Below are 26381 nucleotides of genomic sequence, written 5' to 3' on the forward strand. Positions count from 1 at the left end.
GGCACCTCAATCCAGGAAGGCAAGATCAGTATTTACCCTAGGGCGCTTGGTGCGCCAGTACGTAGTCAAGCGCCGCACACACTGCCGCCATTTGTGCGGCATTGCAGATCTCGGGGGTAGCCCGGGGGCTGTCCGGATAGACTTCGGTGGTGGTTTTATACAAGGCCGCAGTGATGCCCGCGCACAGCCCCAAAGACCCCAGAGCGTAACGAATTACGCCGGGCGCCACAGCGGCAGAGCCGATGATTTCGCCTCGGTGATCGGCGGAGGCGATATGGGTAATCTGTGCGACCGCATCAATGATGGCCTGCTGGAACGCAGGCTGCGGGGCCGCTTCGTCATCCACCAGATAAAAGCCGTCCGGGATGCTGCCGGGTTTCCAGGCAAGCCCGTCCCGGGCCGCCAACGCCGGCCGGAACTCGGTTTCGTCAGAATCGGTGGTTTCGTGCAGGTCGATGTGCATGCATACCCGATGCGCCAGGGGCGCCACCAGGCGCATCACCGCCGCAGCCTCGGCAGAGGGACTATTTGCCCTGAACGAGCGGTTGGGGTCAATCGCATCCGGGTTCCAGCGATGAATCCGCTCGAAGCCCCACGGGCTGACACACGGGAGGATCAGGAGATCCACTTGCCCCTGATAAGCCTGGGCCCGCTGTGCGGCAAACTGCAACGCCCCCATGACGCCACTGGTCTCATAGCCATGCACGCCACCTGTCACCAGCGCGAGAGGCCGCGTATCCTGCCAGCCCTTGCTGCGCAAGGCCATCAGAGGGTAAAGATCGGGCGGGTAATCCAGCTGCCCATACTGTTCTACATCAAACGCGGGGCGTAATGCGTCAACAGCCGCCAGCACTTGGCTGGCATAGCTGCGCTGGCGATGCTGGCGTGCACGCCACGCCTCACGTTCTGTCTGGCCCCACGCTTGTCCGGGGGTACCTATCGGATAAGAGGACATCAACATCACTTATAGTGTGAACAAGAGAAACAGTGTAATCCGCCAGCGGGCGCGCCGGATGCGCCTGGCCCCACCGGAAGATGTGAGACGATGTTGCCGTACCCACCGGCAGGTGGAGCGCTGTACAGCCGCGCCAGCCGTGCCCAGGAACGTAACCACTGGACACCTTGTGCGCGCGCCAATTTGCTATAAACCAAGGTGTCTCGCCCTTGTTTGCCGGATCCCACCATGACTGTCCAAACCCTTGGCCGCTGTGGCCTGCTCTTAACCGTACTGCTGCTTTCCGCATGCTCGTCAACCTCCTCGTCACAGTGGATGTCCCCTGAAGAGGCAAGCCAGGCCAATACCAGCACACGCTGCTCATGGCTGTTTGGCAGTTGCGGCTACGAAGGCTCCTACGAGCCCGGTGAAGCGGTGTATGCAGAACAGGAAGCCGCCCGCCTGAACCGTGCGCAGCTTTCGCGCCTTAAAGGGTTTTAGGTATTCGTCAGGCGCGGCCTCCTACACTCATCATTAAACAGACACTGGCCGCCCCGCTTATCAGACAATAAAAATGGATCGGGCCGCCAGCCAAAAAGGAGGCCAGATGCCAGACAGAATCATCCGCAACATTGTTCCTCTGCTTGCCCTGCTGCTGACACTGCTTTGCTTTGTCCTGGGCATTACCCTCAATGCGGCCTGGTTTTGGCCGCTTGTCATTTTTGTGCCTGTGCTGCTCCTGGGCATCTACGATCATTTCCAGCGGGGTTGGACAATTACCCGCAATTACCCGGTTGCCGCGCGGATACGCTGGTTTTTTTACACGCTGCGGCCATTTCTGCGGGCCTACCTGGTAGAAGACGACATCCACGGCACACCGTTTTCTTTCAAGGCACGCAATCTGGTGCATGAACGTGCCCGCGGGCGTACGGACACCCAGCCGTTTGGCACCGAGCTTGATACGGATTCGGCCAAATACGAATGGTTTGCGCACTCGATTGCACCCGAGCCCAACCCGGATCAATCTCCCCGGGTGCAGGTAGGCACCGAGCAGGCATCCAAACCCTATTCGGCCTCTTTGTTCAACATCTCTGCCATGAGCTTTGGCGCACTGTCAGCCAATGCGGTTCGGGCGCTGAATCTGGGTGCCAGAGAAGGCAACTTCTATCACGACACGGGCGAAGGCGGCCTCAGCCAATATCACCTTGAGCACGGGGGTGATCTGGTATGGGAGCTGGGCTCTGGCTACTTTGGTGCACGAGACAAAACAGGACATTTCAGTCCCGATGCGTTTGCCGACAACGCCACCCGCAACACCGTGAAAATGACGGAAATCAAACTGAGCCAGGGAGCCAAGCCCGGCCACGGCGGCTTGTTGCCTGCCGCCAAGGTCAGCGAAGAAATTGCCCGCGTGCGCCAGGTGCCGGCGCACCAGGATTGTCTCAGCCCCGCTGGGCATTCCGCGTTTTCAACACCCATCGAGCTGATGGAGTTTGCCGCCCGGATGCGCGAGCTATCAGGAGGCAAGCCGGTGGGCATCAAGTTGTGCATTGGCCAGATGCACGAACCCTTTGCCCTGATGAAGGCCATCCTTGAAACAGAAATCCTGCCCGATTTTATCGTGGTGGACGGCGGCGAAGGCGGCACCGGTGCTGCACCACAAGAGCTCTCTGATTGGGTAGGCATGCCCTTGATGGAGGGCCTGGTGGTGATGCGCAACGCCCTGGTGGGCTGTGGCCTGAAAGACAAAATCCGGCTGGTGGCCAGTGGCAAGATTTACTCTGGCATGGGCATGGCCAACACACTTGCCCAAGGTGCCGACTGGTGCAACGCAGCGCGTGCCTTTATGTTTTCGATTGGCTGCATTCAGGCCCAGCGCTGCCATCTGGGCACCTGCCCCACCGGCATCACCACGCAAGACCCCCACCGCCAGCGTGGGCTGATCCCCGAGGTTCAGGGCAAGCGGGCAGCACGGTTTCATGCCGAAACACTGAAATCTCTGGCCCATATCATGTCGGCCGTTGGCGTCCAGCATCCGCGCGACTTGCGGCCTCATATGCTGATGCACCGGGTGGGCCCCGGCAAGGCTTTGCCAATCGACGAAATCAAGGTGTTTCTACCGCCAAAGGCATTGCTTGAAGCACCTGACGACACAATTTATGCCGACTGGTGGCACGCCGCCAGCGCCAGCACGTTTCGGCCAGTGCGCGAGGTGCGGATCAAACCGACGCAAGCGCATAGCCTGTAAGCATCCTGTTTAACGGTTGGCCAACCCCTGCCTGCCACCACAAGCCGACTGTAAACACGCGGCAAACATGCTCAGGGCAGCGCGCCGCAAGCCCTATTTATTTTAAACTTTATCGATTCAGCGCCGTTAAACGGGTTTTCCGCGCATCTGGGCACTCCGGCCCAATCCCACATCATGACTCTCAAAACCCGCACACTGGCCAGCATGGCCTTTGTCCTGGCCTGCTGCGTGCTTGCCCTGGGCCTGGCCCTTACGGGCATGCAAAGTGCCAAAAACCGTTTTATTTCGTTTGTGGACACCGATCAGCAGGTACTGCAAAACACCACCACGCTATATGCGCAAGGCCTGCAAATCGGGCAAGCCTTACGTAATATTGTGCTCAATCCGGATGACGAAAAGGCAGTTACCAACCTCAATACGGCCGTAGCCAAGTTTCACGAGGTGATGGACAGCAGCCGCGAACTGGCCACCCGGGTGCCGGGGTTGGACGAACGCCTGCAACTGATTGCCAACGTGCAGGCCAAACGCGAACCCATCCTGAAAAAAACCTCGGAGCTGGCGCGTGAGAACCGCGATACAGCCGCCACCTATCTGCAAGAAAACGACACGCCCACCTGGCGCGAGATGCGCGGCCCGTTGCGCGAGCTGATTCAGGCAAAATCAGCACAGGTGGAAACCACTAAAAACGAAATGGTGAGCTTTACCGAAGACATGTTTTTCTGGAGTCTTGCTCTGGCAGTGCTGGCTGTCGTGCTTAGCATCGTGGCAGCGCTACACCTCACCCGCAGCATCATGAAGCAGCTGGGAGCAGAACCCGCAGAAGCAGCACGGGTGATGCAAAAAATTGCCCAGGGCGACCTCGCCGTCAATATCAAGGAGGATACGCGAAACACCCGCAGCCTCGTGCACGCGATCAGCACCATGCAAACAGGCCTGGCGGCCGTGGTTAGCCGGGTGCGCGCGGGGGCAGGGGCGATTGCGTCGGCGTCCCGCCAGATTGCCGCGGGTAACAGCGATCTGTCGGCACGTACAGAAGAGCAAGCCAGCTCTTTGCAAGAAACGGCTGCTTCAATGGAAGAGCTGACCTCCACTGTCAAGCAAAACAGCGAAAACGCACGACAGGCCAACCAACTGGCCGTGACAGCATCCGACGTTGCCAAGCGCGGTGGCGCCGTCGTGCAAGAAGTGCTGGACATGATGAACGCCATTGATCATTCTGCAAAAAAAATTGGTGAAATCATCGGCGTGATTGACAGCATCGCGTTTCAAACCAATATCCTGGCACTCAATGCTGCAGTAGAAGCCGCAAGGGCGGGCGAGCAAGGACGCGGATTTGCCGTGGTGGCCAGCGAAGTCCGGGCTCTGGCACAGCGATCCGCCACTGCAGCCAAAGAAATCAAGGCCCTGATTGGTGAATCGGTGCAACAAGCCGAAGCCGGTGCCACCCTGGCGGGCGATGCAGGCAACACGATGCGGGAAATCGTGGACAGTGTGAAGCGGGTGGCCGATATCGTGGGCGAGATCTCAGTGGCCAGCAACGAGCAAACTTCCGGCATCGAACAGGTAAACCTTGCCATCGGCCAAATGGACAGCGTGACCCAGCAAAATGCGGCCCTGGTTGAAGAAGCCGCGGCCGCCTCGATGGCCATGCAAGAGCAGGCTGCCGAGCTTGAGCGTATTGTGTCGGTGTTCCAACTGCATCCGTCTGAAACCGTGACAGACCACACGACCAGGATCGGCTATGCTGGGCCAGCAGCGTAACCCTCTATAAACGTTCTCACTGGTTTTATGGCTCAACCCTCGGTATTTACCCATTGCACAACCCGGGGCAAAGGCCGCTACTCCACCAGAACATGGGTGCTGGTTGCAGTGCTGATGCTGGCAGGCTGTGCCAGCCTGCCAGAACACGTCAAACGCCCAGTTTCACACGCACTCGAAAACCCCGCCGGCACAACACTGGGCCAACTGGCCAACCAGAAGCGGCCAAGCCAGGTCAACGACGCTCGATCGGGGTTTGCATTGCTAGCTTCGCCCAACGCAGCATTTGCGGGCCGTTTGGCACTGACACAAGACGCCAGCAAAACACTGGATATTCAGTACTACTCCATCCACCTCGACCCCACCGTCATCAGCCTGCTGGCAGCCATCCGGCAGGCGGCACAACGCGGTGTCCGCGTGCGCATCCTGCTGGACGATTTCAACAGTGTTGGTCACGACGCCCAAGTCATGCAGATGGCCGGCGTGCCAGGCATCGAGATGCGCATGTTCAACCCCCTGCCGGGTAATCGTGGCTCGGGCCTGGTACGGGCATTGACGTCTTTACACGACTTCAAGCGGATTCAGCATCGCATGCACAACAAGGCCTATATCGCAGACAACGCCTGGGGAATTATCGGCGGCCGCAATCTGGGTGACCGATACTTTGGGACAGCCGAGGGTGAGGACTTCATCGATATGGACGTGCTGGCAGCAGGCCCGGTGGTGCGTGGCCTGTCAGCCAGCTTCGACCGCTACTGGAATAACCCCCTGGCCTATCCGGTTGAATCGCTGATTACCCCAAAAGCGCTTAAACAACTGCACAACGCCACCGCACCGGCACCAAACGACACCACGCAAAAACAGCCTCTGGATGGCAGCACCAAACAGCCCGCCAATCCCGCAGTAGCACCCTCTGCCACCGGGGATGCCCTGCTTGTAGAGGCGGACGCCAAACAGCCCCCACCCTTGCCTGCTGCACTGGATCTGAAAAAACTGCCCCTGACATGGGCCGCGGCCGGCCTGTTGGTAGACAGCCCGTTAAAACTGGTGCCTGATGACGCCCAGGACACCCCCGAGGACACCGTCATTGACGGCTTACTGTCATTATTAAGTACTGCGCAGCATGACGTACTGATCGTTTCACCCTATTTTGTACCAGGCGAAGAAATGATGGCCGTATTTACAACCCTCAAAAAGCGGGGCGTGCGTGTCCAGGTGCTCACCAACTCGCTGGCCTCCACCGATGCCCTGTTGGCGCAGATCGGCTACGCCCGGCATCGCAAGGCGCTGCTCAAGAGCGGGCTTGAGCTTTACGAAGTGAAAGCCCATGAACGCGCCCAGGTACGCGACACCATGCTCGGTTCACAGAATTCGGGCTCGCGCGCATCCCTGCACGCCAAGCTGGTGATTGTGGACGACCGGGTAATCGGCATCGGATCCATGAACCTGGATCTGCGATCCAAGCTGCAAAACACCGAGATTGCCCTGGTGATCCGCAGTCCCGCTTTGGCGCGGCAAGCGGCCAAACAGGTCCACGACGTCATCCATGCCGGCGCATGGAAGCTGTCGCTGACACCCGATGGCCGCGTGCAATGGCACGCACTACCCCAAGACCAGCAGCCGGTGCTTGATCATGACCCCGACACCAGTGCCTGGCTACGCTTTCTGGCCAAGCTGCTAAGCCCGCTGACACCCGACGAGATGCTGTAGTCAGCCCCGGCACAACCTTGGGGCAAGCCCCAGGCAGCCGGGGTGATACGGCTTCAGCTTTCTGCCAACGATGCGCAGTCGATCACAAAGCGGTATTTCACATCACCGTGCAACATGCGTTCGTAGGCCCCGTCAATTTGATCCGCACGAATCATTTCGATGTCGGCGACGATGTGATGGTTGGCACAGAAGTCCAGCATCTCCTGGGTTTCCGGGATGCCGCCAATCAGCGAGCCCGCCAAGCTACGGCGCCGGGCAATCAGGCTGAACACCGCCGGCGAGGGATGCGGCGAGGCTGGCGCCCCCACCAGCGTCATCGTGCCATCACGCTTGAGCAGCGCAAAAAACGGATCCAGCGAGTGCGGCGCCGCCACCGTATTGAGGATGAAATCCAGACTCGCCGCGTGGGCCGCCATTTCGTCCGGATTGCGAGAGACCACGACTTCGTGGGCACCCAGTTTTTTAGCCGCCTCACGCTTGGATTCCGAGGTGGTGAAGGCCACCACATGAGCACCCATGGCATTGGCCAGCTTGATGCCCATATGACCCAGGCCACCGATCCCGACCACGCCCACTTTTTGGCCCAGCCCGACTTTCCAGTGCCGCAGCGGTGAATACGTGGTGATACCGGCGCACAGCAGCGGGGCGACCGCTGCCAGCTGATCCTCGGGGTGATGCACTTTAAGCACATAGCGCTGGTGCACCACAATCTGCTGCGAGTAGCCGCCCAGCGTATGGCCGGGAGCATCCGCGGTGGGGCCGTTATAGGTGCCCACCATGTGATCACAGTAGTTTTCCAGGCCGTCATCGCACTCGGCGCAATGCTGGCAACTATCGACAATACAGCCTACGCCGACAAGGTCGCCCGGCTTGTGGCTGGTGACATGGGCGCCCACCGCCGATACCCGGCCCACGATCTCGTGGCCGGGGACACAGGGGTAACGCGTACCGGCCCACTCCGAGCGCACCTGATGCAAGTCGGAATGGCAGACACCACAATAAGCAATCTCAATTTGTACATCGTGCTCACCCGGTGCGCGGCGGGTGATGACCAGGGGCTCCAGGGAAAGGTTCTTGGCGCGAGCGCCATATGCATGAATCGTCATAATTGGGTTCCTTCGAGGCCGCGGGAGGTAAAGATCTGCGTAGATGCAGCCGATGCGGCCAGGATAACCAGTATAGCCAGCATGGATTCAATAATAGGAAAGAGACTCATTACCGGTTATGATAGATACGATCCAACCCTACTGGCCTGATGGATACCCACGCCCCCCACCTCTCTCCCCAGCAGCTGTCTGTCGCCGATCTACGCAGTTTCGGCGAGCGCTTTGGCATCGACTATCATTTTCCCCTCCCCTCGGCAGCGCACACTGACCTCCCGGTTTTGCGCGGCAAGGTCGAAGAATTACCACTGTCTTCCGGCCTGCATCTCATCCACTCTTCCCTGGATGTGTTGCAACCCTACGAAACCCAGTCCACACGAGGCACGGCGATTTTTCTTTTGATCGTTCTGGAAGGTTGTGTACGACTGACGTTGTCCGGGCAGCAGTACGTGGCCGAGGCGGGTATGGCAATCACCACTCACCTCGACAAACAAAGCACCTTGCAGGCCACCCACGCGCCCAAACAGCACCTGGGAACACTCACGGTTGCACTGGACATCAGCCCGGCGACCCAGACCAAGCCAGCCTGGTTGCCAGAGGATTTTCTCGCATCAACCAAGCCAGCCACCAAACTGTGGCATGTCCCAGGCCATCTGCATCAATCCTTGCAGCACTGGCAAGCTTTGCAACCGGCTGGGGCTTTACAGCAGCGGCTGCTGCTTGAGGGGCTGGCCCTGCAACTGCTTGCCTACGGCCTGGATAGCAAACCGGCGCCCCGGCCACCCGCGATTTCTCCAGGAGAACGCAAGCGCCTTGAAGCCGTGCGCCAGCGCCTGGATCTTGCTCCCGATCTGGATTACTCGGTAGATCAGCTCGCCGCACAAGCCGCGATGAGCACCAGCAGCTTTCGCAGCAAGTTTCGCCTGATGTTTGGCGTACCGGTACTCAGCTATTTACGCAACCAGCGCCTGGAACTGGCCCGCCAATACTTATTGCAAGGCCATTCGGTACAGCAGGCTGCGCACCTCAGCGGCTACCGCTACACCACCAATTTCGCCACAGCGTTTCGCAAACACTACGGCGTGTCACCTAACCGCCTCAGCTAAAACCCATTTTGTTGTCGCGCATACGACACTCAACATCCTGCATATCTCCCAGAATTGATAAATGATAATAATAATAGTTCTTAATCAATATATATTTCTGGAAGTCCGTGTTATGACTATGCCTCGCAGAACCCAGCTCTCGCTGGTCGTCGCACTTTTGGCAACCGGCCTGGGCAACGTGTCGCAGGCTCAGCAAGCGGTTGGCGAATCCGTGCAGGCAACCGCCACACCATCCGATAGCGATGCCCTGCCCGCGCAAGAGATGGGCGCCATTACCGTGAATGCCCAACAGGGCGCAACCAAACTATTGACGCCGATTGTTGAAACGCCGCAGTCGGTTTCCGTGATCACACAAGAGCAGGTACGGGAACAAGGCGCCACCAGCGTACAACGCGCCACAGCCTATACCGCCGGGGTGTTCAGCAACCAGGTCGGCGCATCCAACCGCTTCGATTACCTGGTGATGCGCGGGTTTTCTGACGGCAGCCTGGGCAATACCTATTTGAACGGCCTGAAGATCCTGGGGGACACCAATTCGCACAGTTCATTGGTGATTGACCCCTGGTTTCTAGACACGATTGAAGTGGTGCGTGGCCCGGCATCCGTGCTGTACGGGCAATCTTCGCCTGGCGGAATCGTGGCCTTGCAGACGCGCCGGCCCGAATTTGCGTCTTTTGGCGAAATCGAACTGGGTATCGGCACCGACCACCAGGCATATGGCGCCTTTGACCTTAACGACACACTTGCCGACGGCAAAATCGCCTGGCGGCTGGACGGCAAGGTACGCCGTGCCGATGCACAGGTGGATAAGGTGAAGGAAGAGCGCTATGCACTGATGCCTTCTCTTACCTGGAAAATCACCCCGGACACTACCCTGGACTTGATGGCGTATATCCAGCGTGAACCTGAAGGCGGCTACCACTCGGGCCTGCCGTACGAAGGCACGGTAGTGCCGCATGATGGCAACATGGTGTCACGGTCTTTCTACGAAGGCGAGCCGGGGCACGAGAAATACGAACGCAACCAGACACTGCTGGCCTACGGCCTGACGCATCATTTCAACGACGCCGTCACGTTTCGCCAGAACGCGCAATACCTGAAATCGAAAGTGACGCTTGAGCAGGTGTACGCCTTTGGCTGGGCCTCCCCCACCGAGCTGTACCGCTACTACTCAGGCAGTAATGAAGACCTCAGCGCCTTTGCCATCGACAATCAGCTGGAGTTTCGCTTTGATACGGGCACCGTGGGACACCGCGTACTGACGGGGATGGATTATCAATGGCGAGAGAACGATGTCAGCTGGCCCTCTGGTGCGTTTCCCAACATCGATGCGTTCAATCCCGTGTACGGTGCATCACCCACCGCCATGTACGACCCATTGCAAGAGCGGCATGTACTTAAGCAGACCGGTTTTTATGCACAGGACCTGATGAGCCGGAAACAATGGCACCTGACGCTGGGCGGCCGTTACGACCGGGTGGATATCCGCAGTACCAATCTGGACAGCCAGGCCCAAAGCACCCTGGAGGACGGCCAGTTCAGTGGCCGTGCCGCCTTGATGTACTCGTTTGATAACGGCTTTGCACCGTATGTCAGCTACTCCACCGCTTTTACGCCCACAAGCTTTACGGATGTGCAGGGCAATTTGCTTAAACCCATGGAAGGCACGCAATGGGAAACAGGCCTCAAGTACCAACCCGTGGGTAGCCGCGACCTCTACACCATCGCGCTATATGACATCCGGCAGAAAAACGTGGCCACCAAAGAGCAACCCACGGATCCCTACCGTGCAGTGGGCGAGATCCATTCTCGCGGGATAGAACTGGAGGCCAACACCTGGCTCAGCCAGCAGTTGCGCCTGCAGGCCAGCTACAGCTACAACGATATCCGCTACGCCAAGAGCGACGATGGCCACGAGGGCAACCGTGCCATCTACGCGCCCAGGCACATGGCAAGCCTGTGGGCCACGTACGAGCATAGCGGCAGCTTGCGCGGCCTCAGCACCGCTGCCGGGGTGCGCCATGTGGCGGGGGTTCAGTCTGATCGTGCCAACACACATACCCTGCCCGCTTACACACTGCTTGATCTGGCCCTGGGCTACGATTTTAAAACCCTGGGGGCCGACGGCTTGAGTGCAAGGCTTAATGTGCTGAACGTGCTGGACAAGAAATACGTGGCAAGCTGCAACTCGCTTGAGTTTTGCTACTTTGGTGCAGGCCGTAGCGTGACACTTAATATGAACTATCAGTTCTGATGCAGGCAACGCTGTTGATCCAGAAGCTGCAGGAAGATGCAGCGCTTGCCCCCCTATTGCCGCTGCTGGTGAGCGGCCAACAGGACGGGCTCTGGTTGACAGCGCGCGAACTCCAGCACCCCGAAACGCTGGCGCCCCTGCTAAAGGATTTTTCTACGGAAGAAGGCTGGCCTGGCGGAGACGGCCGCGCCATCGCATCGTTGTGGTCGCGGTGGCATTTCGCTGCCGTGCTGTCGCCATGGGTGGCCGCCTTGCTGCTGCATCGGCACACCCCTGTATTGCAGGCGATTCAGCTTTCGCCCCAGCACAAAACCTGCGGCGTGGCCTGGGAGCCGGTTGTCCCGGCACTTGAGCCCGCCTCTGCACAAACAGCGTGCGAACAGATCGTGCAACAGATGCAGCCGCTGATTGAATCGCTGCACAAAGTTTCCCGGACATCTCCCAGGGTATTCTGGAGCAATCTGGGCAACCTGCTTGAATACCTGGTGCAGCAACTGCGTGAGCACCCAGGGGCCAGCCCAAAAGTGCTGCAGGCATTTGAGAACCTTTTAACGTCGCCCTCACTGAGCGATGGCAAGCCAAACCCGCTGCAACAGCCCGTACGTGACGTGCCTGCACCTGCGGCCGACACGGGCTGCACGTGCCGTGTGCGCAAAATTTGCTGCCTTTACTACCTGCTGCCGGGCACCAGCCTGTGTGAAAACTGCCCTCGTCCAGCCCCCGCACACCAACATGTTTGAACTTCAACACGCCGGCTTTCGTCTGCCGGAAAAAACACTGCTGCACGCCACCAGCCTGCGATTTGATTCTGCCGGTATCCATGGCCTGATCGGACACAATGGCTCGGGCAAATCGACACTGATCAAACTGCTGGCGGGACAATTGACGCCGACAACCGGCAGCGCATGCTTTGATGGCCGGCCCATCCGGCAATGGAACAAGCGGCTGTTTGCCCGCCAGGTGGCTTACCTGCCGCAGCAACTGCCACCCTCAGAGCACCTGACGGCACAGGATCTGATCCGCTTTGGGCGCTACCCCTGGCTGGGTTTCTTAGGGCGTGCGGGTGCGCAGGACAAGGCCGAAGTTGAGCGCGCCATGGCACTGACACAGACCTCGGCTTACCGGCATCAGCGGGTTGACACCTTGTCCGGGGGCGAGCGGCAGCGCGTGTGGCTGGCCATGCTGCTGGCCCAGAACAGCCGCTTTTTGCTGCTGGATGAACCCCTGGCGGCACTGGATATTGCTCACCAGATCGAAGTACTGGAACTGATCCGCACGCTAAGCCGGGAACTAGGCCTGGGCATCATGCTGGTATTGCATGACATCAACCTGGCAGCACGCTATTGCGACCATCTGATTGCCCTACGCGGCGGCCAGGTGATTGCCTCCGGCACCCCGCGGGACATCATGACCCCGACGTGCCTGCACGGCATCTATGGGGTAGACGTGAGTATGGTGGCCCATCCGGTGTTGGGCACGCCGGTGGCTTTGGTGAACTAAGCCATGCGCATGTGGATCTCCCTGCTGGTGCTATGCCTGGGCCTGCTGCCTGCTCTTGCCGCCACACAGCAGACGTCGCCGGACACGCCCGCAATCATCACGCTGGACTGGACACTGGCCGAAACCTTGACGGCAATCGGGCACCCACCTGCCGGGGTGGCCCAGATCGCCGATTACCACAGCTGGGTCGGCAAACCCATATTGCCCGCCGAAACCATAGACCTGGGCTTGCGCAGCCAGCCGTCGATGGAGCTTATGGCCGCGATGAATCCTGATCTGCTGCTGATCACGCCGATGTTTGCCAATATGGCAAATCAGCTGAAAGCCATCGCCCCCGTGGTGACCGTACCACTGTATGATCCGCAGGCCGACACCTGGCAAACCCTGGTGGACATGACCCGGACGCTCGGTCACATGACGCATCGTGAGGCCGCCGCGCAGGCCCTGATCCGTGACACGACCACGATGCTGGATGCCGGGCGGGCCCGGCTGCGGGGATGCGGCCCCTTGCTGGTGATTCAGTTTGCGGACGACCGCCACCTGCGCGTCTATGGTGGCAACAGCCTGTACCAGCATGTACTGGATCGGCTGGGCATCCGCAATGCCTGGACTGGCGCCGTAAACAGATGGGGATACCGCCTGCTTGCGCTGCACGAGCTGGCCAAGCTGGACGGGCGTGTCGTCATCATAGAACCCGTGCCACTGGGCACGCTGGCGCGCCTGCAAAACAATGCACTGTGGCGAGGCTTGCCTGTCGTCAAGCAGCAGCCGCTCCGTGTATTGCCGCCCGTCTGGAGCGTTGGGGGGCTACCATCCGCCCAACGTTTTGCGCAGTTGCTTGAGCAAACAGTGTGCAAACCATGAAGGTTTCTGCGCGCGCTGCACTGCTGATCTGCCTGTTATCCATGGTGCTGCTGGTTACGCTGGCGGGGATGAATCTGCAGTCGCAAGGCGGTATCCAGGCAGCGGTGCACGCCTTGCATGTGGATCTCTCCAACGCATCAATAACGGAGCTGCTGCTTTCACAAAGCTGGTGGCCCCGCCTGACACTGGCCCTGCTGGCAGGCGGCGGCCTGGCATTGGCCGGCGAGTTGCTGCAACTGCTGTTGCGCAACCCGCTGGCCTCGGCCACCACGTTGGGCATCTCCAGCGGCGCCAGCCTGATGCTGATGCTGACCACGCTGTTGGCACCCGGGCTGCTGGCGCTGGGCCAGGAATGGGTTGCCATGCTGGGGGCGGGCCTGTCACTGGCACTGGTCTTTGGGCTCGGTTGGCGCTCCGGCCTCAATCCCGTGGTGCTGATCGTGATCGGCATGACACTGAACCTGCTGCTGGGCGGGCTATCCATGGTGTGCCTGTTGTTCAACCAGGAAGCCCTTTCCGGGCTGCTGATCTGGGGAGCGGGTTCTTTGGCACAGCAGGGATGGGATGGCGTGCAGTTTTTTCTGCCACGGCTGCTGGTGGCGATGCTGTGTGTACTGCTTTTGCTGCGTCACCTGCGGCTGATGGCGCTGAACGATGCCACCTTGCGCAGTCTGGGCATCTCGGTGCGCGCAGTGCGGCTATACGGCTTGGGCGTTGCCGTTTTTCTCACAGGCAGCCTGGTCAGCTGCGTAGGCATTATCGGCTTTGTGGGGCTTGTGGCACCCAACATCATGCGGCTCGCAGGCGCCATCCGCCTGGAGGCAAGGCTACCGCTCTCCATGTTGTTTGGCGCCTTGCTGCTTGCCGCCGCCGATCAACTGGTGCAGGCAAGCAGCGCCTGGCAAACCACTTTTGTACCCACAGGTGCCATCACCGCCGTCCTGGGCGTACCCCTTTTATTGTGGCTGCTGAGCCGCCTGCACCTTGGCAGCTGGGACATGCCGGCCCTGGGTGGCAACGCGTCCCAAGGCAAACCTGCTTTCAGCCTGGCCTGGCCTGCCCTTGCCCTGATGTTGGCCACACTGCTTGCCCTGGCGTTTGGGCAGGCGCTTGACGGCTGGACCTGGCAATCTCCATTCAGCCCTGAGAGCCTGACATGGCGGCTGCCGCGTGTGGTTGCCGCCAGTTGCGGCGGCCTGCTGTTGGCACTGGCGGGCACCATTCTTCAGCGCCTTACCGGCAACCCCATGGCCAGCCCGGAGCTGCTGGGCGTCAGTAGCAGCAGCGCCATCGTGCTGGTACTGGGCATGTTTCTGCTGGATCAGCCCAGCTACCTGACGCTTGCCGGCATGGCGCTGCTGGGCGCCAGTGTTGCATTGCTGCTGATTGTGCTGCTAAACCGGCGCAGCCATTTTTCGGCCCAGGGCGTACTGCTGACGGGTGTTGCCCTGGGCGCGCTGTATGAAGCACTTAGAAACCTGCTGTTGGCCGATGGCGACCCGCGTGGCCAACAGGTAACCGCCTGGCTGTCGGGCTCTACCTATTACGCTACACCATCCGGCAGCACCTTTTTGATGGCTCTGTCATTGCTGTTGCTGCCGCTGGTATTTATTTTTAGCCGCTGGCTGGATATCTTGCCCCTGGGCGCAGCCGCCGCCCAGGCGCTGGGGGTACCGCTAAAGCAGGCGCGGCTGCTGCTTTTGCTGCTGACCGCCCTGCTGAGTGCACTGGCCACACTGGTGGTGGGCCCCCTGGCCTTTGTAGGCCTGATTGCCCCTCATTTGGCCTACCTACTGAGGTTTCGCCGCGCCTCCAGCCAGTTGCTTGCCGCCGCACTGATCGGCACCCTGATCATGGTGCTGGCAGACTGGGCGGGCAGGCAAGTGCTGTTTCCCCAGGAGATCCCCGCAGGCTTGATGGCGTCACTGCTGGGCGGCAGCTATTTCTTGTGGCAGATACGGCGCGGGCGATAAGGGGGATTACCCCCACCCCCGCAGAAAGCGTATGTTGGCTATCGTTCTGGCGCTACTCACCCTGGTGTCATGCAGAGACTGACAACCACAGCCTTCCGGCTGTTGCTGAATCAGATGATCAATAGTCATGAGGAACAAGAAAATCGCGGGCAAGGCTGAGATCGGGTTCGATCCCCAGCCCTGGAACCTGCGGGAAGCTAACCCAGCCCTCCTCTGGCCGGAGTAGCGGTGCCGCAAATAATTCACGCAAGGGATTTGGATTGGAGTCGACTTCGACATAGCCGTCGTGCCCAACGATGGCCTTTAATTGCATGGCTGCAGCCAAGCCAATGCCGCCGCCCAACCAGTGCGGGCAAAACAGCCGCTTCTGCTGCACAACCTGCCGTCCCACAGGAATGCAGCCGCTCAACCCGCCCCATTTTCCTGGGTCTGGTTGCATGACAGAAAAGGCTCCCGAGGCGATGGCCTCGGAAAACTGCCGGCGGCCACGCATGTTCTCTCCCGCTGCCAGCGGAATATGGCTTTCTTTTGCAAGGTTCTGCCACGCCTGCAAGGGCGTATCAGCACGCATGGGTTCTTCTGCCCACACCGGATTGAATTCTGACAAACGCTGGCACATGCGGGTGGCAGTTGCGAGATCCCAGGCCTGATTGGCATCAATCATCAGAGGCACTTGATCGCCAAACTGTTGGCGCAGGCTACTAAGATTCTGCACATCACGCTCAGGCTCAAAACCTACCTTCAGCTTAAAAGCACGATAGCCCTCCTGATGCTTCAAGGCAGCCAAACGGCAAGGATCTGCCGGGCTTAGCCCCGACGCATACACCTGCACCCTCGGTTGCCCGCCAAACAATTGCCAGAGGGGCTGCCCCAGCCGACGTGCGGCCAAATCCCACAACGCCATATCAGTGCCCGCGATAATCTGCGCCACAGTGCCTGGCTCGCCCGCCTGGATGGCCAATACCTCGAGCCGCTCGCTAATCGCGCGAAAGGCATCTACAGGGCTTTCCCAGGCCTGCTGCAATAGAAGCGGAGCTACACAGGATTGAAACATGCGCGCCCGATGCTCAGCCCCGACACCAGGGAAATTGCACCAAATCTCGCCCCACCCGACAGCCCCCGTCTGATCTTCCAGCCGCACCACAACAGAGGGCCGGTCATGCATGATGCCAAAAGACGTCTGTACGGGCTCGTCCACGGGCGCACGATAGACAAACACACTGGCCGTGGCCAACCGGATGGTTGGCGTTTCTGGAAATTGCATGAGGCAACCCTGGTATCAATGGAAAGAAGGCAGTTGAACCAGATGCGCACCATGCGCACTGTTCATTGTGGTGGCGCAGCCCGCAGGAGATCCATCTCGATCTGAATCATCTGGCTTGGATATCGGATATGGGCGTAATAAATAATCTTGCCATCGGGGTCGACAAGCGTGCGGCAGACATCTGCAATAGGGTCTCCTACCCCAATATGCAGATGAGAGGCTGTATCTTCATCTGCCACGACTACTCGCATGATTTGTTTAGCGCCAGTAATATGAATATCTTCACGTGCAGCCAAGAGCTTGATCACAGGCGCCCCCGCGAAGCCCTGCGGATCAGAATCGAACAAGGCCTTATCCAGATAGATATCAATCACGCAATAGGGCTCACCCTCGTGGTAGTGAACACGCTTAAATGAGCGATACGCTTTGCCCACCACACCAAAAGGGAAAGCGGGCTTGGGGGGGCGCTCTGATTGTTCAATCTGCAAAAGCCGGACATTCAGGCTGGATACTTTATTGGCAAGCTCTTCGAAGGTATTGGCGAGCTTGTACCAGCGTTCTTCGGATAGATCTTTAGTGACAAACGTGCCCTGGCCACGCGTACGCCGGACAATGCCCATTTCCTCTAGGTAGTTCAGCGCGCCCCGTAGAGTGATACGCGAGACCTCGTATTCTTTTTCAAGCTCATCAAGTGTTGGGATTTGTTCTCCAAAGGCCCACTCCTGACGTTCGATCCTTTGACGCATCAACTTGGCCAGCTGCAAATACAGCGGCATGCGGCTTCGGTTTCGGGTATCAGAGAGCTTCATCTTCACAGTGCATCAGCCAAAATCAAGTTGTTGGTTTTCTAGATCTTATAGTTATAATAATAAGCACTTTAAGAAAACGCAATCCTTTAAGTAAAAAACACGAGGCCAGAGATGACTGAACCGCACTACCCAGACACTCAACTGCTAATCGCCAACGCATGGGTCGATGCCCAGGATGGCCGCACGCAAGAAGTTCTTAACCCAGCCAATGGCCGCCTGATTGGGCGTGTGGCATACGCCAGCATTCACGATCTGGACCGAGCCCTGGCAGCGGCACAGACAGGCTTTAACGATTGGCGCGCCTTACCCGCTTACAAGCGCTCAGAGATCATGCGCAAGGCTGCCGCCTTGCTGCGAGAACGAGCCGTACACATCGCGCGACTGATGACCTTGGAGCAAGGCAAACCGTTGCAAGAATCTCAGGCCGAAGTGCTGGCGGGCGCGTCGACTCTCGAATGGTTTGCTGACGAGGGCCTCAGAATTTATGGGCGCCTGGTACCTGCCCGCCACCCAAATATGCAGCAATATGTGCTTAAAGAACCAGTGGGGCCCGTGGCAGCCTTTACCCCATGGAACTTCCCGATCAATCAGGTTGTCCGGAAACTGGGTGCAGCACTGGCCGCGGGTTGCTCGTTCTTATGCAAAGCATCAGAAGAGACACCCGCCTCGCCAGCTGCGTTGATGCAGACGTTTGTCGATGCAGGCGCACCGGCCGGCGTTGTCGGCTTGGTTTATGGAGACCCGGAACAGATTTCCTCTTATCTGATCCCGCATCCTGTTATTCGTAAAGTCACCTTTACAGGCTCGACTGCCGTCGGCAAGCGTCTGGCTGCGCTGGCGGGTCTGCACATGAAAAGGACCACCATGGAACTGGGCGGCCATGCCCCTGTGATCATTGCCCGCGATGCAAATCTTGAGCAAGCCATCCACGCCATGGCCCGAGCCAAATTTCGCAATGCTGGACAAGTGTGCATCTCACCCACCCGCTTTCTTGTCCATCGCAGCCTGCTGGACGATGTTGCTCATGGCCTGGTGCATTATGCAGAGAACTTGCGGCTTGGCGATGGTCTGGATGCGCAAACAAGCCTGGGCCCGTTGGCCAACCCGCGTCGTATTTCCGCCATGGAACATCTGATAGAGGACGCACACAACCAAGGCGCCCATATTTTGACGGGCGGCGAGCGTCTGGACACAGAAGGCAATTTCTTTACGCCCACAGTGATCAGCCATCTCAGCACACACTCTGCCCTGTTCAACCAAGAGCCCTTTGGTCCCGTTGCTGGCTTATGGGCCTTCGATGAACTGGATGAAGCAATCGCCGAAGCCAACCGCCTGCCCTATGGACTGGCAGCCTATGCCTTTACCCGTTCCTACGAAAACGTACACCAACTACTGACGCGGCTGGAGACTGGCATGCTCTGGGTGAACCAAGCCGCAACCCCCTCTCCAGAACTGCCATTTGGCGGCGTTAAAGAGTCTGGCTACGGTTCCGAAGGCGGCCCCGAAGCCCTCGAGGCCTACCTGAACACCAAGGCTGCCTCCGTGACGGCCTCCTGAGCGCTCTACAGCGGCTCACCCGCCCCCACGCGATCAACAATCAGGCGATAGTGCTCGGGGCGGCGGTGACGCGCAAAATCAAAGATGTTCTTGCGGAAGTTCTCACCCATCGCCAGATCAATATTGGCCGTGATGACTTCGTCTTCTTCGGTGGCGGCCTGCGCCACGATCTCGCCCGCCGGCGACACAATGACGGAGCCGCCAATCAAGTGGAAGCCATCTTCAAAGCCGGTTTTGCCGGCAGCTGCCGCCCATACGCAGTTCTGGTAAGCCCCGGATTGCATGGATAGCAGGTGCGATTGCATACGCAGATGCACGGGCTCGGGCCAGTGGATATTGTGCGCCGGGGTGTTGTAGCCCAACACGATCAACTCGGCGCTTTGCAGGCCCATGACACGCCAGGTTTCCGGCCAGCGGCGATCATTGCACAGGCACATCCCCGTGCGAATGCCATCCACATTCGATACCGTCCAAGTGTCTTCACCGACGTCGAAATACTTTTTTTCCAGGTGTTGAAAGGGTGCGCCCACCTTGTGGTCATCGTGGCCGGGCAAGTGGATTTTGCGGTACTTGCCCACGATCTCTCCCGCCTGGTTCACCAAAATCGACGTGTTATAGCGTCGGCCTTCAGGGGTGAGCTCGGCATAGCCCAGGTAAAAGCCCACACCCATACGCCGGGCCTCGTCAAACAGCGGCTGCACGTCAGCGTTAGGCATCGTTTTTTCAAAATAGCGGGCCTCAACTTCTTCCATCGGCGCCCAGTAGCGCGGAAAAAAAGTAGTGAGCGTAAGCTCGGGAAACACCACGAATCGCGCGCCCCGGCTGTGCGCTTCACGCAACATCTCGAGTAAGCGTTTGACCACGCTGGCTCGCGTGTCCGCCAGATCAATGCCACCCACCTGGGCGACAGCCAGGCCAAACTTTCGGGATGATGTGCTCTTGCTCATAAAAACTCCAAAACCAGATAAAAATGTTCGATAAAGCGATCTGCAGAACCCGCGCAGGCGCCTCTGGGCATCGGCCCGGGCGTGCACCGACAAATGGGCTGTATGCGGTTTATTGCCGGGCAGTGGCCACCCGCCCCAATGCCATAGCTACTGCTGCCAAAGTGGGATCAACGACCGGCACACCCAAGCTGTCCTCCAGCCAGGCGCGGTAATGGGACATGCCCGCGCAGCCCAAAACCAGGACGTCAGCGTGGTTCTCTTGCACCAGGCGACGCCCCACGGCCAGCATGCGTGCGCGCGTGGTTTCTGCATCCTGCAACTGAGCCACAGACAGATCCAATGGGTACTCGCCCGCAATACGCGAGCTGATGCCCGCTGCTGCATAGGCTCGCGCGTGGCGGCCCATGAGGGTGGGCAAGATGGCAATCACGCCCACGCGCTGGCCAAGGGCCAAGGCGGTAAGCAGGCCGCATTCATTGATGCCCAGCACAGGCTGCTTTACCAGACTGCGGGCAAGATGCAAACCAGGATCGCTGAAGCAAGCGATGACAAATGCCGCTGCCGGCTTATCTGCTTGCCGGGCCAATGCGGTCACACGCTTGCCCACCAGTACGGCACACGCAGCCACATCTTGTTCGCTTTGAATACCCGCCGGGCCCTCGTGCAAAGTGAGGCATTCAATCGCACACCCACCCGCCTGCTGAAACAATGCCAAACTGTCCTGCAAGCCGCGTGTGACAGCCTCGAGACTATTGGGATTAATGACGTAAATGGTTGGGTTCATGCCGACCTCCTATCGCTTGAATCCATTCTATCTGTGAAGCTTCGCCACCTTGATATACTGATTCGTCCCCTGGTATTAACCTTTTGTTATGGGCATCGCTGCCGATGAACCTCAAACAGATCCATACATTCCGGGCCATCATGGTGACCGGTTCGGTCAGTTCGGCAGCCAAGTTGCTGTTTGTCTCGCAACCTGCCATCAGCCGCCTGCTGGCCCATACAGAACAACAACTCGGCTACCCACTGTTCGAGCGCATCAAGGGCCGCCTGTATCCAACCGCCGAAGCACGCCTGCTGTTTGACGAAGTGCAGTCGGTGTATCAGGGCATCACGCGTATCTCCACACTGGCAACGCAACTGGGCGAAAAAAAGCAGGGCCTCCTGGGCATCGTCAGCAGCCCCAGCCTGGGCCACGGCCTGATGCCACAGTGCATCCAGCGCTTCGTCGCTCAGCACCCCGAAATCCGCATTCGCCTGCGCTTGCTGACATATGACGCACTGGTACGCAGCATTCTCGATGGCGAGTGCGAAATCGGCCTGCTGTTCATGCCCGTCACCCATCCCAACCTGACAGCAACGCGGGTTGGCTCTCTTCCCCTGGTATGCGTGCTACCCAGCCAGCATCCGCTAGCCATCCAGCCGGTCATCGATCTGTCCCAGCTGCAAGACCAGCCTCTGGTGGCCTACCGCAGTGGCTCGCCGCTGGCCAAAGTACTAACACGCATGTTTGGCGACGATCACGCCCCTGAACACATCCTGATCGAAGTCGACACCCAGCAAAATGTCTGCGATCTGGTGGCGCAAGGCATCGGGGCCGGTATCGTGGATCAGGCGGTGGCCATGGCGGCTGCCCGCCGAAATGATCAACTACTGGTACGCCCCTTGAAGCAGCGCCATACGCTAGAGCTGTATCTGGCCAGCTCACGCTACGAGCCGCTCTCCTTGTTGGCGCGTGCCTTCGGCGACATCATCACGCAGGAAGCCAGCCAGCTTTAGTCAGTGGCTCATGGCCGCCAGCTTGCGCTGCTCGAGCCTGCCCAGGTAACGCACGATGGGCAGCAAAATAATCAGGTAGAAAATTGCGGCCAGCACCAGCGGTGAAGGGTTGTACAGCAGCGATTGTGCATTGCGGGCCAGATACAGCATCTCTGGCAGCGAAACCGCACTGGCCAGGGTAGTCAGTTTCACCACTTCCAGGGCATTACTGATGAGATCGGGCATCACCGCGCGCGTGGCCTGAGGTATTTGCACATGGATCAGCGTTTGCAGGCGCGACAGGCCGGTTGACCGTGCAGCCTCCATTTGGCCTTTAGGCACGCTCTCAAAGCCGGCCCGAAATACTTCGCCAAAGTAGGCGCTGGTGTTTAGCGTGAAGCACAGCGCCACAGCCAGCAGCTTGGGTATATCCAGATTGAGAAACGGCAAGCCAAAATAAATGAAGATCAGCAGCACCAACGGTGGCAAGGAGCGGAAAATGTCGATGTACACCATCAACGCCACCCGCAAGCTGCGGCAACGCATCTCCTGGTGCAGAACAGCTGCAACCAAACCAAAAAACATGCCCAAGGGGATCACCAGCGCTGAGAGCAGCACCGTCATCCACAGGCCTTCGAGCAGGTAAGGAGTAACTTCCTGGTAGATTTCCAGGTTGAAGAAATTATGAATAATTTCCTGCATGGCGGGCCTCGTCAGTTCTTCCAGCGGAATCGGTGCTCAAGCAAGCGGCTGCCCACCACGATGGGCACGAAAATCACCAGGCAACCAATCGCCCCCAAGGTAAGTGGTGTGGCGTTGCCCAAGGTGCTGCTGGCAGTTTGCGCGTTATTGAGTACTTCACTCAGGCCCACAATAGCGCCCAGCGCAGTGGCCTTGGTGATGGCAATCACCCGGTTGGTAAGCGGCGGCACAGCCAGCTTGCAAGCCTGGGGCACCACGACATAAATCATGGACTGAAACCAGCTCATACCCGTAGAACGGGCGGCCTCGGCCTGCCCCTTGGGAATGGACTGTATGCCCGCCCAGAAAATTTCTTCGGCAAAGGCGGTGAGCACCAGAGAGAGCGCAAGCCAGGTGGCAAAAAAGGCAGACATCGCCAGGCCAACGTAGGGAAAGGCAAAGAACAGCACCATCAGCACCACCAATGGTGGCAGCGCACGCATCACATCAGCAAAGGCAATAATAAAAACGTTGAGGGCGCGCAGGTGCAATGCACGGATAAAGGCCAGCACCAAACCCGCAGCCAGCCCTGTCAGGGTAATCAGCACCCCCAGCTGGACGGTAATCCACATGCCCTGCAGCACAGGATCGATGGCCTGACGCGCCACATCTGGGTTAAAGAAAGCAAAGCGCAGTGCAGAGAGATCCATGGCGCAACCTCAGTAGTTGTGGGACACACTGGACAAAAAGGCCTTGGTGCGTTCGTGCTTGGGGTTGCCAAAGACTTCGCTGGGTGGCCCCTGCTCGATGATGTTGCCGCCATCCATGAAGACCACACGATCGGCCGCCGCCATGGCAAAGCTCATTTCGTGCGAGACCACCACCATCGTCATGCCGCCTGCCTTGAGATCTTTCATGACCTTCAGCACACTGCCCACCAGCTCGGGATCAAGCGCGCTGGTGGGCTCGTCAAACAACACAATCTTGGGATTCAAGGCCAGGGCGCGAGCAATGCCCACACGCTGCTGCTGCCCACCAGAGAGCTGATCGGGATAAAAATCCGCACGCTGCTCCAGACCCACTCGCTGAAGGGCGTGGTGGGCCTGTTTTTCGGCCTCGGCCTTGGGCAACTTTTGTACCTTGCGCAGGGCCAATGTGATGTTGGACAACACACTCATGTGCCGGTACAGGTTGAAGTGCTGAAAGACCATGCCGATTTTCTGGCGGATACGGTTCAGATCGGCTCGCGGCGCGGTGATGTCTTCGCCGTCGACCAGAATCGAGCCCGAGGAAGTTTCCTCGAGGCGGTTGCAACAGCGCAGCAGGCTGCTCTTGCCCGAACCCGACGGGCCGATGATGAAAACCATCTCGCCCGCATGCACATCCAGATCAACCCCCTTGAGCACCTCATTGTGGCCGTACTGCTTGCGCAAGCCCTTGAGTTGCAAGATGGGTGCTGCAGCTGCGGTGGCTTGCGTGGCGACAGTTTCGGTTGCCTGAATCATTGCGTTGCCCTCAGGATTTGCAGCTGTACGTGGCCGGAGTGGGATCGTAGCCCGGCAGGCCTTGAACACCCTGGCCGGTTTCGATAACCACGGAGGCAGCATCCGGCGCCGGATCGGTACCCAGCCATTTCTTCACCAACCCTGCCACAACGCCCTGCTTCTTCAGGCACTTGAGCGCATTGCTCAGACGATCACGCCCCTTCACATCATCCTTACGGAAGACCAAGGCAAAGACCTTGCCCGAGCGGATGGTGTAGCTGGTTTGCAGCATGGGGTTTTTCTTGGCTGCCCACGGGCCAGAGATGTTGTCGATCAAGGCAGCATCGGCCAGACCGGAGAGCACTGCCTGAATGGCATCGGCGGTGGTGCTGAACACCTGATACTTGAACCCGTACTGAGCCTCGTTTGCCTTGGCCCAGGCCTCGTAGGCAGAACCACTGTTTACAGTCACCGTCTTGCCCTTCAACTGGGACAAATCAGTGATCGGTTTGACACTCTTTTTTTGTACGAAGGTGTAATCCGTATTGAAATACCCTTCGGAGAACAGCAACGACTGCGCACGCTGTTCAGTGGCCGTGGTGGGCGCCAACACAAAATCGTACTTGCCGGCGTTCAATGCCGGGATGATGGCCGAGAACTGTGAGGGTTCGATCTTTATCGTGATCCCCATTTCTTTGGCCAGAGCATGGCCAAGATCCACATTAAAGCCTTCGAGCCCGCCCTTGAGGTTTTGCATGGCCATGGGCGAAAACGTGGGATCCACCCCCGTGGTGAGGGTCTCGGCCAGGGCGGGCGCCGCTTGCAAGGCCAGGGCGCAGCCAGTGGCTGCGGCGATAAAGGAAAGCTTCTTGCTGAAATAATGCATGGCTTGTCTCCGAGTGGATAAGGGGCTCAGCGTGCAAAGAGTTTTTTGACGATGACGCCTTGTTCGATGGCTTTCTTGTTACGAGTAATAGGAGCGGGTTCACCGCAAGGCAGGTACTGGCCGTCGCCGGCGCGCGCCAGCAGGGTTTCGTTTTCAACCACCGCGCGGCCACGGCTGAACACTGCCACTGGCCAGCCGGTCACTTCGCGGCCTTCGTAGGGTGTGTAGCCCACGTTGTCGTGCAGCATGTCCCAGGTGACGGTTTTTTTCAGATCCGGATCCCAGATCGCGAAATCGGCATCACTGCCCAGCCGGATGACACCCTTGCGCGGATACAAACCATACATGCGGGCATGATTGGTTGCAGTGAGTGCGGCAAATTGCGCAAGGCTCATGCGGCCAGTGCGCACGCCCTCTGAATACAACAGCGGCAAGCGCAGCTCGATACCCGGCAGGCCGTTCGCCATCTGCTTGAAAGTGGTGGCCGCGCCATTGGGCAATTTACCGGTTTCATCAAACCGGTAAGGCGCATGGTCGGATGAAAAAACCTGCAGGGTGTCGTTCAGGAGACCTTCCCAGACAGCCTCCTGCGATTGCGGATCACGCGGCGGCGGGCTGCAGCAAAACTTGGCGCCTTCTACGCCGGGTTTGTCGATATCCTCGGCCGTCAGAAACAGGTACTGGGGGCAGCTTTCCGCATAAATGGGCGCTCCCATGGCTTGCGCGGCGTGAATCACGCGCACAGCCTCAAGCCCCGCCACGTGCACGATAAGAATCGGTACGCTCATGAGCCGCGACAACGCAATCGCACGATTGGTGGCCTCGCTTTCAGCCAGAGGGTCATGCGCCACAGCGTGGTATTTGGGGTGGACATGGCCCCCGCTCAGCAAGCGGCGCGTGATCCAACGGATGATGTCATTATTTTCGCAGTGCACCATCACCATGGCGCCGTAGCGATCAGCGGCATGCAGCACATCCAGCAACTGGAAGTCATCAAGTTTCCAGGACTCGTATGTCATGTACACCTTGAACGAGGTGATGCCCTCGGCAATCACTTGCGGCAGATGTTCGACCAGGGTCTTTTCCGAGGGGTCGGACAAAATCAGATGGAAAGCATAATCAATGACGGATTTTTCCCGGGCCAGGCGCGAGTAATCCTTGACCACCTCAAGCAGATCATCCCCCTGGCGCTGAGCAGCAAAAGGAATAATGGTGGTGGTGCCGCCAAAGGCCGCCGAACGCGAGGCTGTATAGAAATCGTCTGCCGTCATCACCCCCATGCCAGAAAGCTGCTCGATATGGCAATGGCTGTCGATGCCGCCGGGCAGCACCGTATGACCCCGAGCGTCCACATCCTTGCGCCCGGCCGGCAAGCCGGCCTGCAGTGCAGTGATGATTCCGTCCTTGACCCCGATATCCAGCGCTTGGGGGCCCGCTTCAGTGCAGACCAGCCCATGGCGTATCGTCAGATCAAATTCCATACCGCGTTCTCCTGATTGTCGGCCAAGACCCAGATGCAGGACTGCGGGCCGATGGCAAAATACT

At 58.9% G+C, this 26381-nt stretch carries 23 protein-coding genes; 12 read left to right on the plus strand and 11 right to left on the minus strand.

What is annotated here, in order from left to right; all coding sequences use genetic code 11:
- Window positions 1-37: 37 nt before the first annotated feature.
- Complete coding sequence (locus ABS758_RS08190) at window positions 38-955, minus strand: M14 family metallopeptidase (RefSeq protein WP_350381427.1); 918 nt, start codon at window positions 953-955, stop codon at window positions 38-40.
- A gap of 228 nt (window positions 956-1183) precedes the next feature.
- Between ABS758_RS08190 and ABS758_RS08195 the strand changes: the two genes are divergently transcribed.
- From ABS758_RS08195 to ABS758_RS08210, 4 genes are all read left to right on the plus strand, one after another.
- A complete protein-coding gene (locus ABS758_RS08195; RefSeq protein ID WP_350381425.1) occupies window positions 1184-1435 on the plus strand; it encodes a hypothetical protein in 252 nt (83 codons plus the stop codon).
- Window positions 1436-1541: 106 nt separating this feature from the next.
- Window positions 1542-3182, plus strand: a complete 1641-nt coding sequence (locus ABS758_RS08200; protein ID WP_350381423.1) for an FMN-binding glutamate synthase family protein — start codon at window positions 1542-1544, stop codon at window positions 3180-3182.
- A gap of 174 nt (window positions 3183-3356) precedes the next feature.
- Complete coding sequence (locus ABS758_RS08205; RefSeq protein WP_350381421.1) at window positions 3357-4943, plus strand: methyl-accepting chemotaxis protein; 1587 nt, start codon at window positions 3357-3359, stop codon at window positions 4941-4943.
- A 27-nt stretch (window positions 4944-4970) separates the two neighbouring features.
- A complete protein-coding gene (locus ABS758_RS08210) occupies window positions 4971-6650 on the plus strand; it encodes a phospholipase D family protein (protein WP_350381419.1) in 1680 nt (559 codons plus the stop codon).
- A gap of 53 nt (window positions 6651-6703) precedes the next feature.
- Here ABS758_RS08210 and ABS758_RS08215 read toward each other — a convergent pair whose 3' ends face one another.
- Window positions 6704-7756, minus strand: a complete 1053-nt coding sequence (locus ABS758_RS08215; protein WP_350381417.1) for an NAD(P)-dependent alcohol dehydrogenase — start codon at window positions 7754-7756, stop codon at window positions 6704-6706.
- 149 nt (window positions 7757-7905) lie between these two features.
- Between ABS758_RS08215 and ABS758_RS08220 the strand changes: the two genes are divergently transcribed.
- From ABS758_RS08220 to fhuB, 6 genes are all read left to right on the plus strand, one after another.
- Window positions 7906-8859 carry a helix-turn-helix transcriptional regulator gene (locus ABS758_RS08220; RefSeq protein ID WP_350381415.1) on the plus strand — a complete coding sequence of 318 codons (954 nt, stop codon included), beginning with the start codon at window positions 7906-7908 and terminating at the stop codon, window positions 8857-8859.
- Window positions 8860-8971: 112 nt separating this feature from the next.
- Window positions 8972-11113 (plus strand): TonB-dependent siderophore receptor, encoded by a 2142-nt coding sequence (locus ABS758_RS08225; RefSeq protein ID WP_350381413.1) that lies wholly within the window; start codon window positions 8972-8974, stop codon window positions 11111-11113.
- On the plus strand, window positions 11113-11853 hold the full coding sequence (gene fhuF / locus ABS758_RS08230; RefSeq protein ID WP_350381411.1) for a siderophore-iron reductase FhuF: 741 nt from the start codon (window positions 11113-11115) through the stop codon (window positions 11851-11853). The genes ABS758_RS08225 and fhuF overlap by 1 nt, the downstream gene beginning before the upstream one ends.
- Window positions 11846-12613, plus strand: a complete 768-nt coding sequence (locus ABS758_RS08235) for an ABC transporter ATP-binding protein (RefSeq protein WP_350381409.1) — start codon at window positions 11846-11848, stop codon at window positions 12611-12613. The genes fhuF and ABS758_RS08235 overlap by 8 nt, the downstream gene beginning before the upstream one ends.
- Window positions 12614-12616: 3 nt before the next feature.
- Entirely contained in the window at window positions 12617-13477 is an 861-nt protein-coding gene (locus ABS758_RS08240; RefSeq protein ID WP_350381407.1) for an ABC transporter substrate-binding protein, read from the plus strand.
- Complete coding sequence (gene fhuB, locus ABS758_RS08245) at window positions 13474-15450, plus strand: Fe(3+)-hydroxamate ABC transporter permease FhuB (protein ID WP_350381405.1); 1977 nt, start codon at window positions 13474-13476, stop codon at window positions 15448-15450. The genes ABS758_RS08240 and fhuB overlap by 4 nt, the downstream gene beginning before the upstream one ends.
- A 118-nt stretch (window positions 15451-15568) precedes the next feature.
- Here fhuB and ABS758_RS08250 read toward each other — a convergent pair whose 3' ends face one another.
- Window positions 15569-16714 (minus strand): mandelate racemase/muconate lactonizing enzyme family protein, encoded by a 1146-nt coding sequence (locus tag ABS758_RS08250; protein WP_350381403.1) that lies wholly within the window; start codon window positions 16712-16714, stop codon window positions 15569-15571.
- Between the two features lie 62 nt (window positions 16715-16776).
- Complete coding sequence (locus tag ABS758_RS08255; RefSeq protein WP_350381401.1) at window positions 16777-17523, minus strand: GntR family transcriptional regulator; 747 nt, start codon at window positions 17521-17523, stop codon at window positions 16777-16779.
- 111 nt (window positions 17524-17634) lie between these two features.
- On the opposite strand from ABS758_RS08255, the gene ABS758_RS08260 reads away from it, so the two are divergent.
- A complete protein-coding gene (locus tag ABS758_RS08260; protein ID WP_350381399.1) occupies window positions 17635-19080 on the plus strand; it encodes an NAD-dependent succinate-semialdehyde dehydrogenase in 1446 nt (481 codons plus the stop codon).
- Window positions 19081-19085: 5 nt separating this feature from the next.
- Here the strand turns inward: ABS758_RS08260 and ABS758_RS08265 are convergent, their stop codons facing one another.
- Together ABS758_RS08265 and ABS758_RS08270 are read right to left on the minus strand one after the other, a co-directional pair.
- Window positions 19086-20027 (minus strand): N-carbamoyl-D-amino-acid hydrolase, encoded by a 942-nt coding sequence (locus ABS758_RS08265; protein ID WP_350381397.1) that lies wholly within the window; start codon window positions 20025-20027, stop codon window positions 19086-19088.
- Window positions 20028-20136: 109 nt separating this feature from the next.
- A complete protein-coding gene (locus ABS758_RS08270) occupies window positions 20137-20811 on the minus strand; it encodes an aspartate/glutamate racemase family protein (RefSeq protein WP_350381395.1) in 675 nt (224 codons plus the stop codon).
- Window positions 20812-20915: 104 nt separating this feature from the next.
- Between ABS758_RS08270 and ABS758_RS08275 the strand changes: the two genes are divergently transcribed.
- A complete protein-coding gene (locus ABS758_RS08275) occupies window positions 20916-21806 on the plus strand; it encodes a LysR family transcriptional regulator (RefSeq protein ID WP_350381393.1) in 891 nt (296 codons plus the stop codon).
- On the opposite strand, the gene ABS758_RS08280 is transcribed toward ABS758_RS08275, so the two are convergent.
- The 5 genes from ABS758_RS08280 to hydA are packed head-to-tail and all read right to left on the minus strand — an operon-like array spanning window position 21807 to window position 26317.
- Entirely contained in the window at window positions 21807-22487 is a 681-nt protein-coding gene (locus ABS758_RS08280; RefSeq protein ID WP_350381391.1) for an amino acid ABC transporter permease, read from the minus strand.
- Between the two features lie 11 nt (window positions 22488-22498).
- Complete coding sequence (locus tag ABS758_RS08285; RefSeq protein WP_350381389.1) at window positions 22499-23176, minus strand: amino acid ABC transporter permease; 678 nt, start codon at window positions 23174-23176, stop codon at window positions 22499-22501.
- A 9-nt stretch (window positions 23177-23185) separates the two neighbouring features.
- Entirely contained in the window at window positions 23186-23971 is a 786-nt protein-coding gene (locus ABS758_RS08290; RefSeq protein ID WP_350381387.1) for an amino acid ABC transporter ATP-binding protein, read from the minus strand.
- 10 nt (window positions 23972-23981) lie between these two features.
- Window positions 23982-24836: a transporter substrate-binding domain-containing protein gene (locus ABS758_RS08295; protein WP_350381385.1), complete on the minus strand. Its 855-nt coding sequence runs from the start codon at window positions 24834-24836 to the stop codon at window positions 23982-23984.
- Between the two features lie 26 nt (window positions 24837-24862).
- A complete protein-coding gene (hydA, locus tag ABS758_RS08300) occupies window positions 24863-26317 on the minus strand; it encodes a dihydropyrimidinase (RefSeq protein ID WP_350381383.1) in 1455 nt (484 codons plus the stop codon).
- Between the last annotated feature and the right edge of the window lie 64 nt (window positions 26318-26381).

The sequence above is a fragment of the Castellaniella sp. FW104-7C03 genome, from assembly GCF_040276085.1.
Classification (GTDB): domain Bacteria; phylum Pseudomonadota; class Gammaproteobacteria; order Burkholderiales; family Burkholderiaceae_B; genus Castellaniella.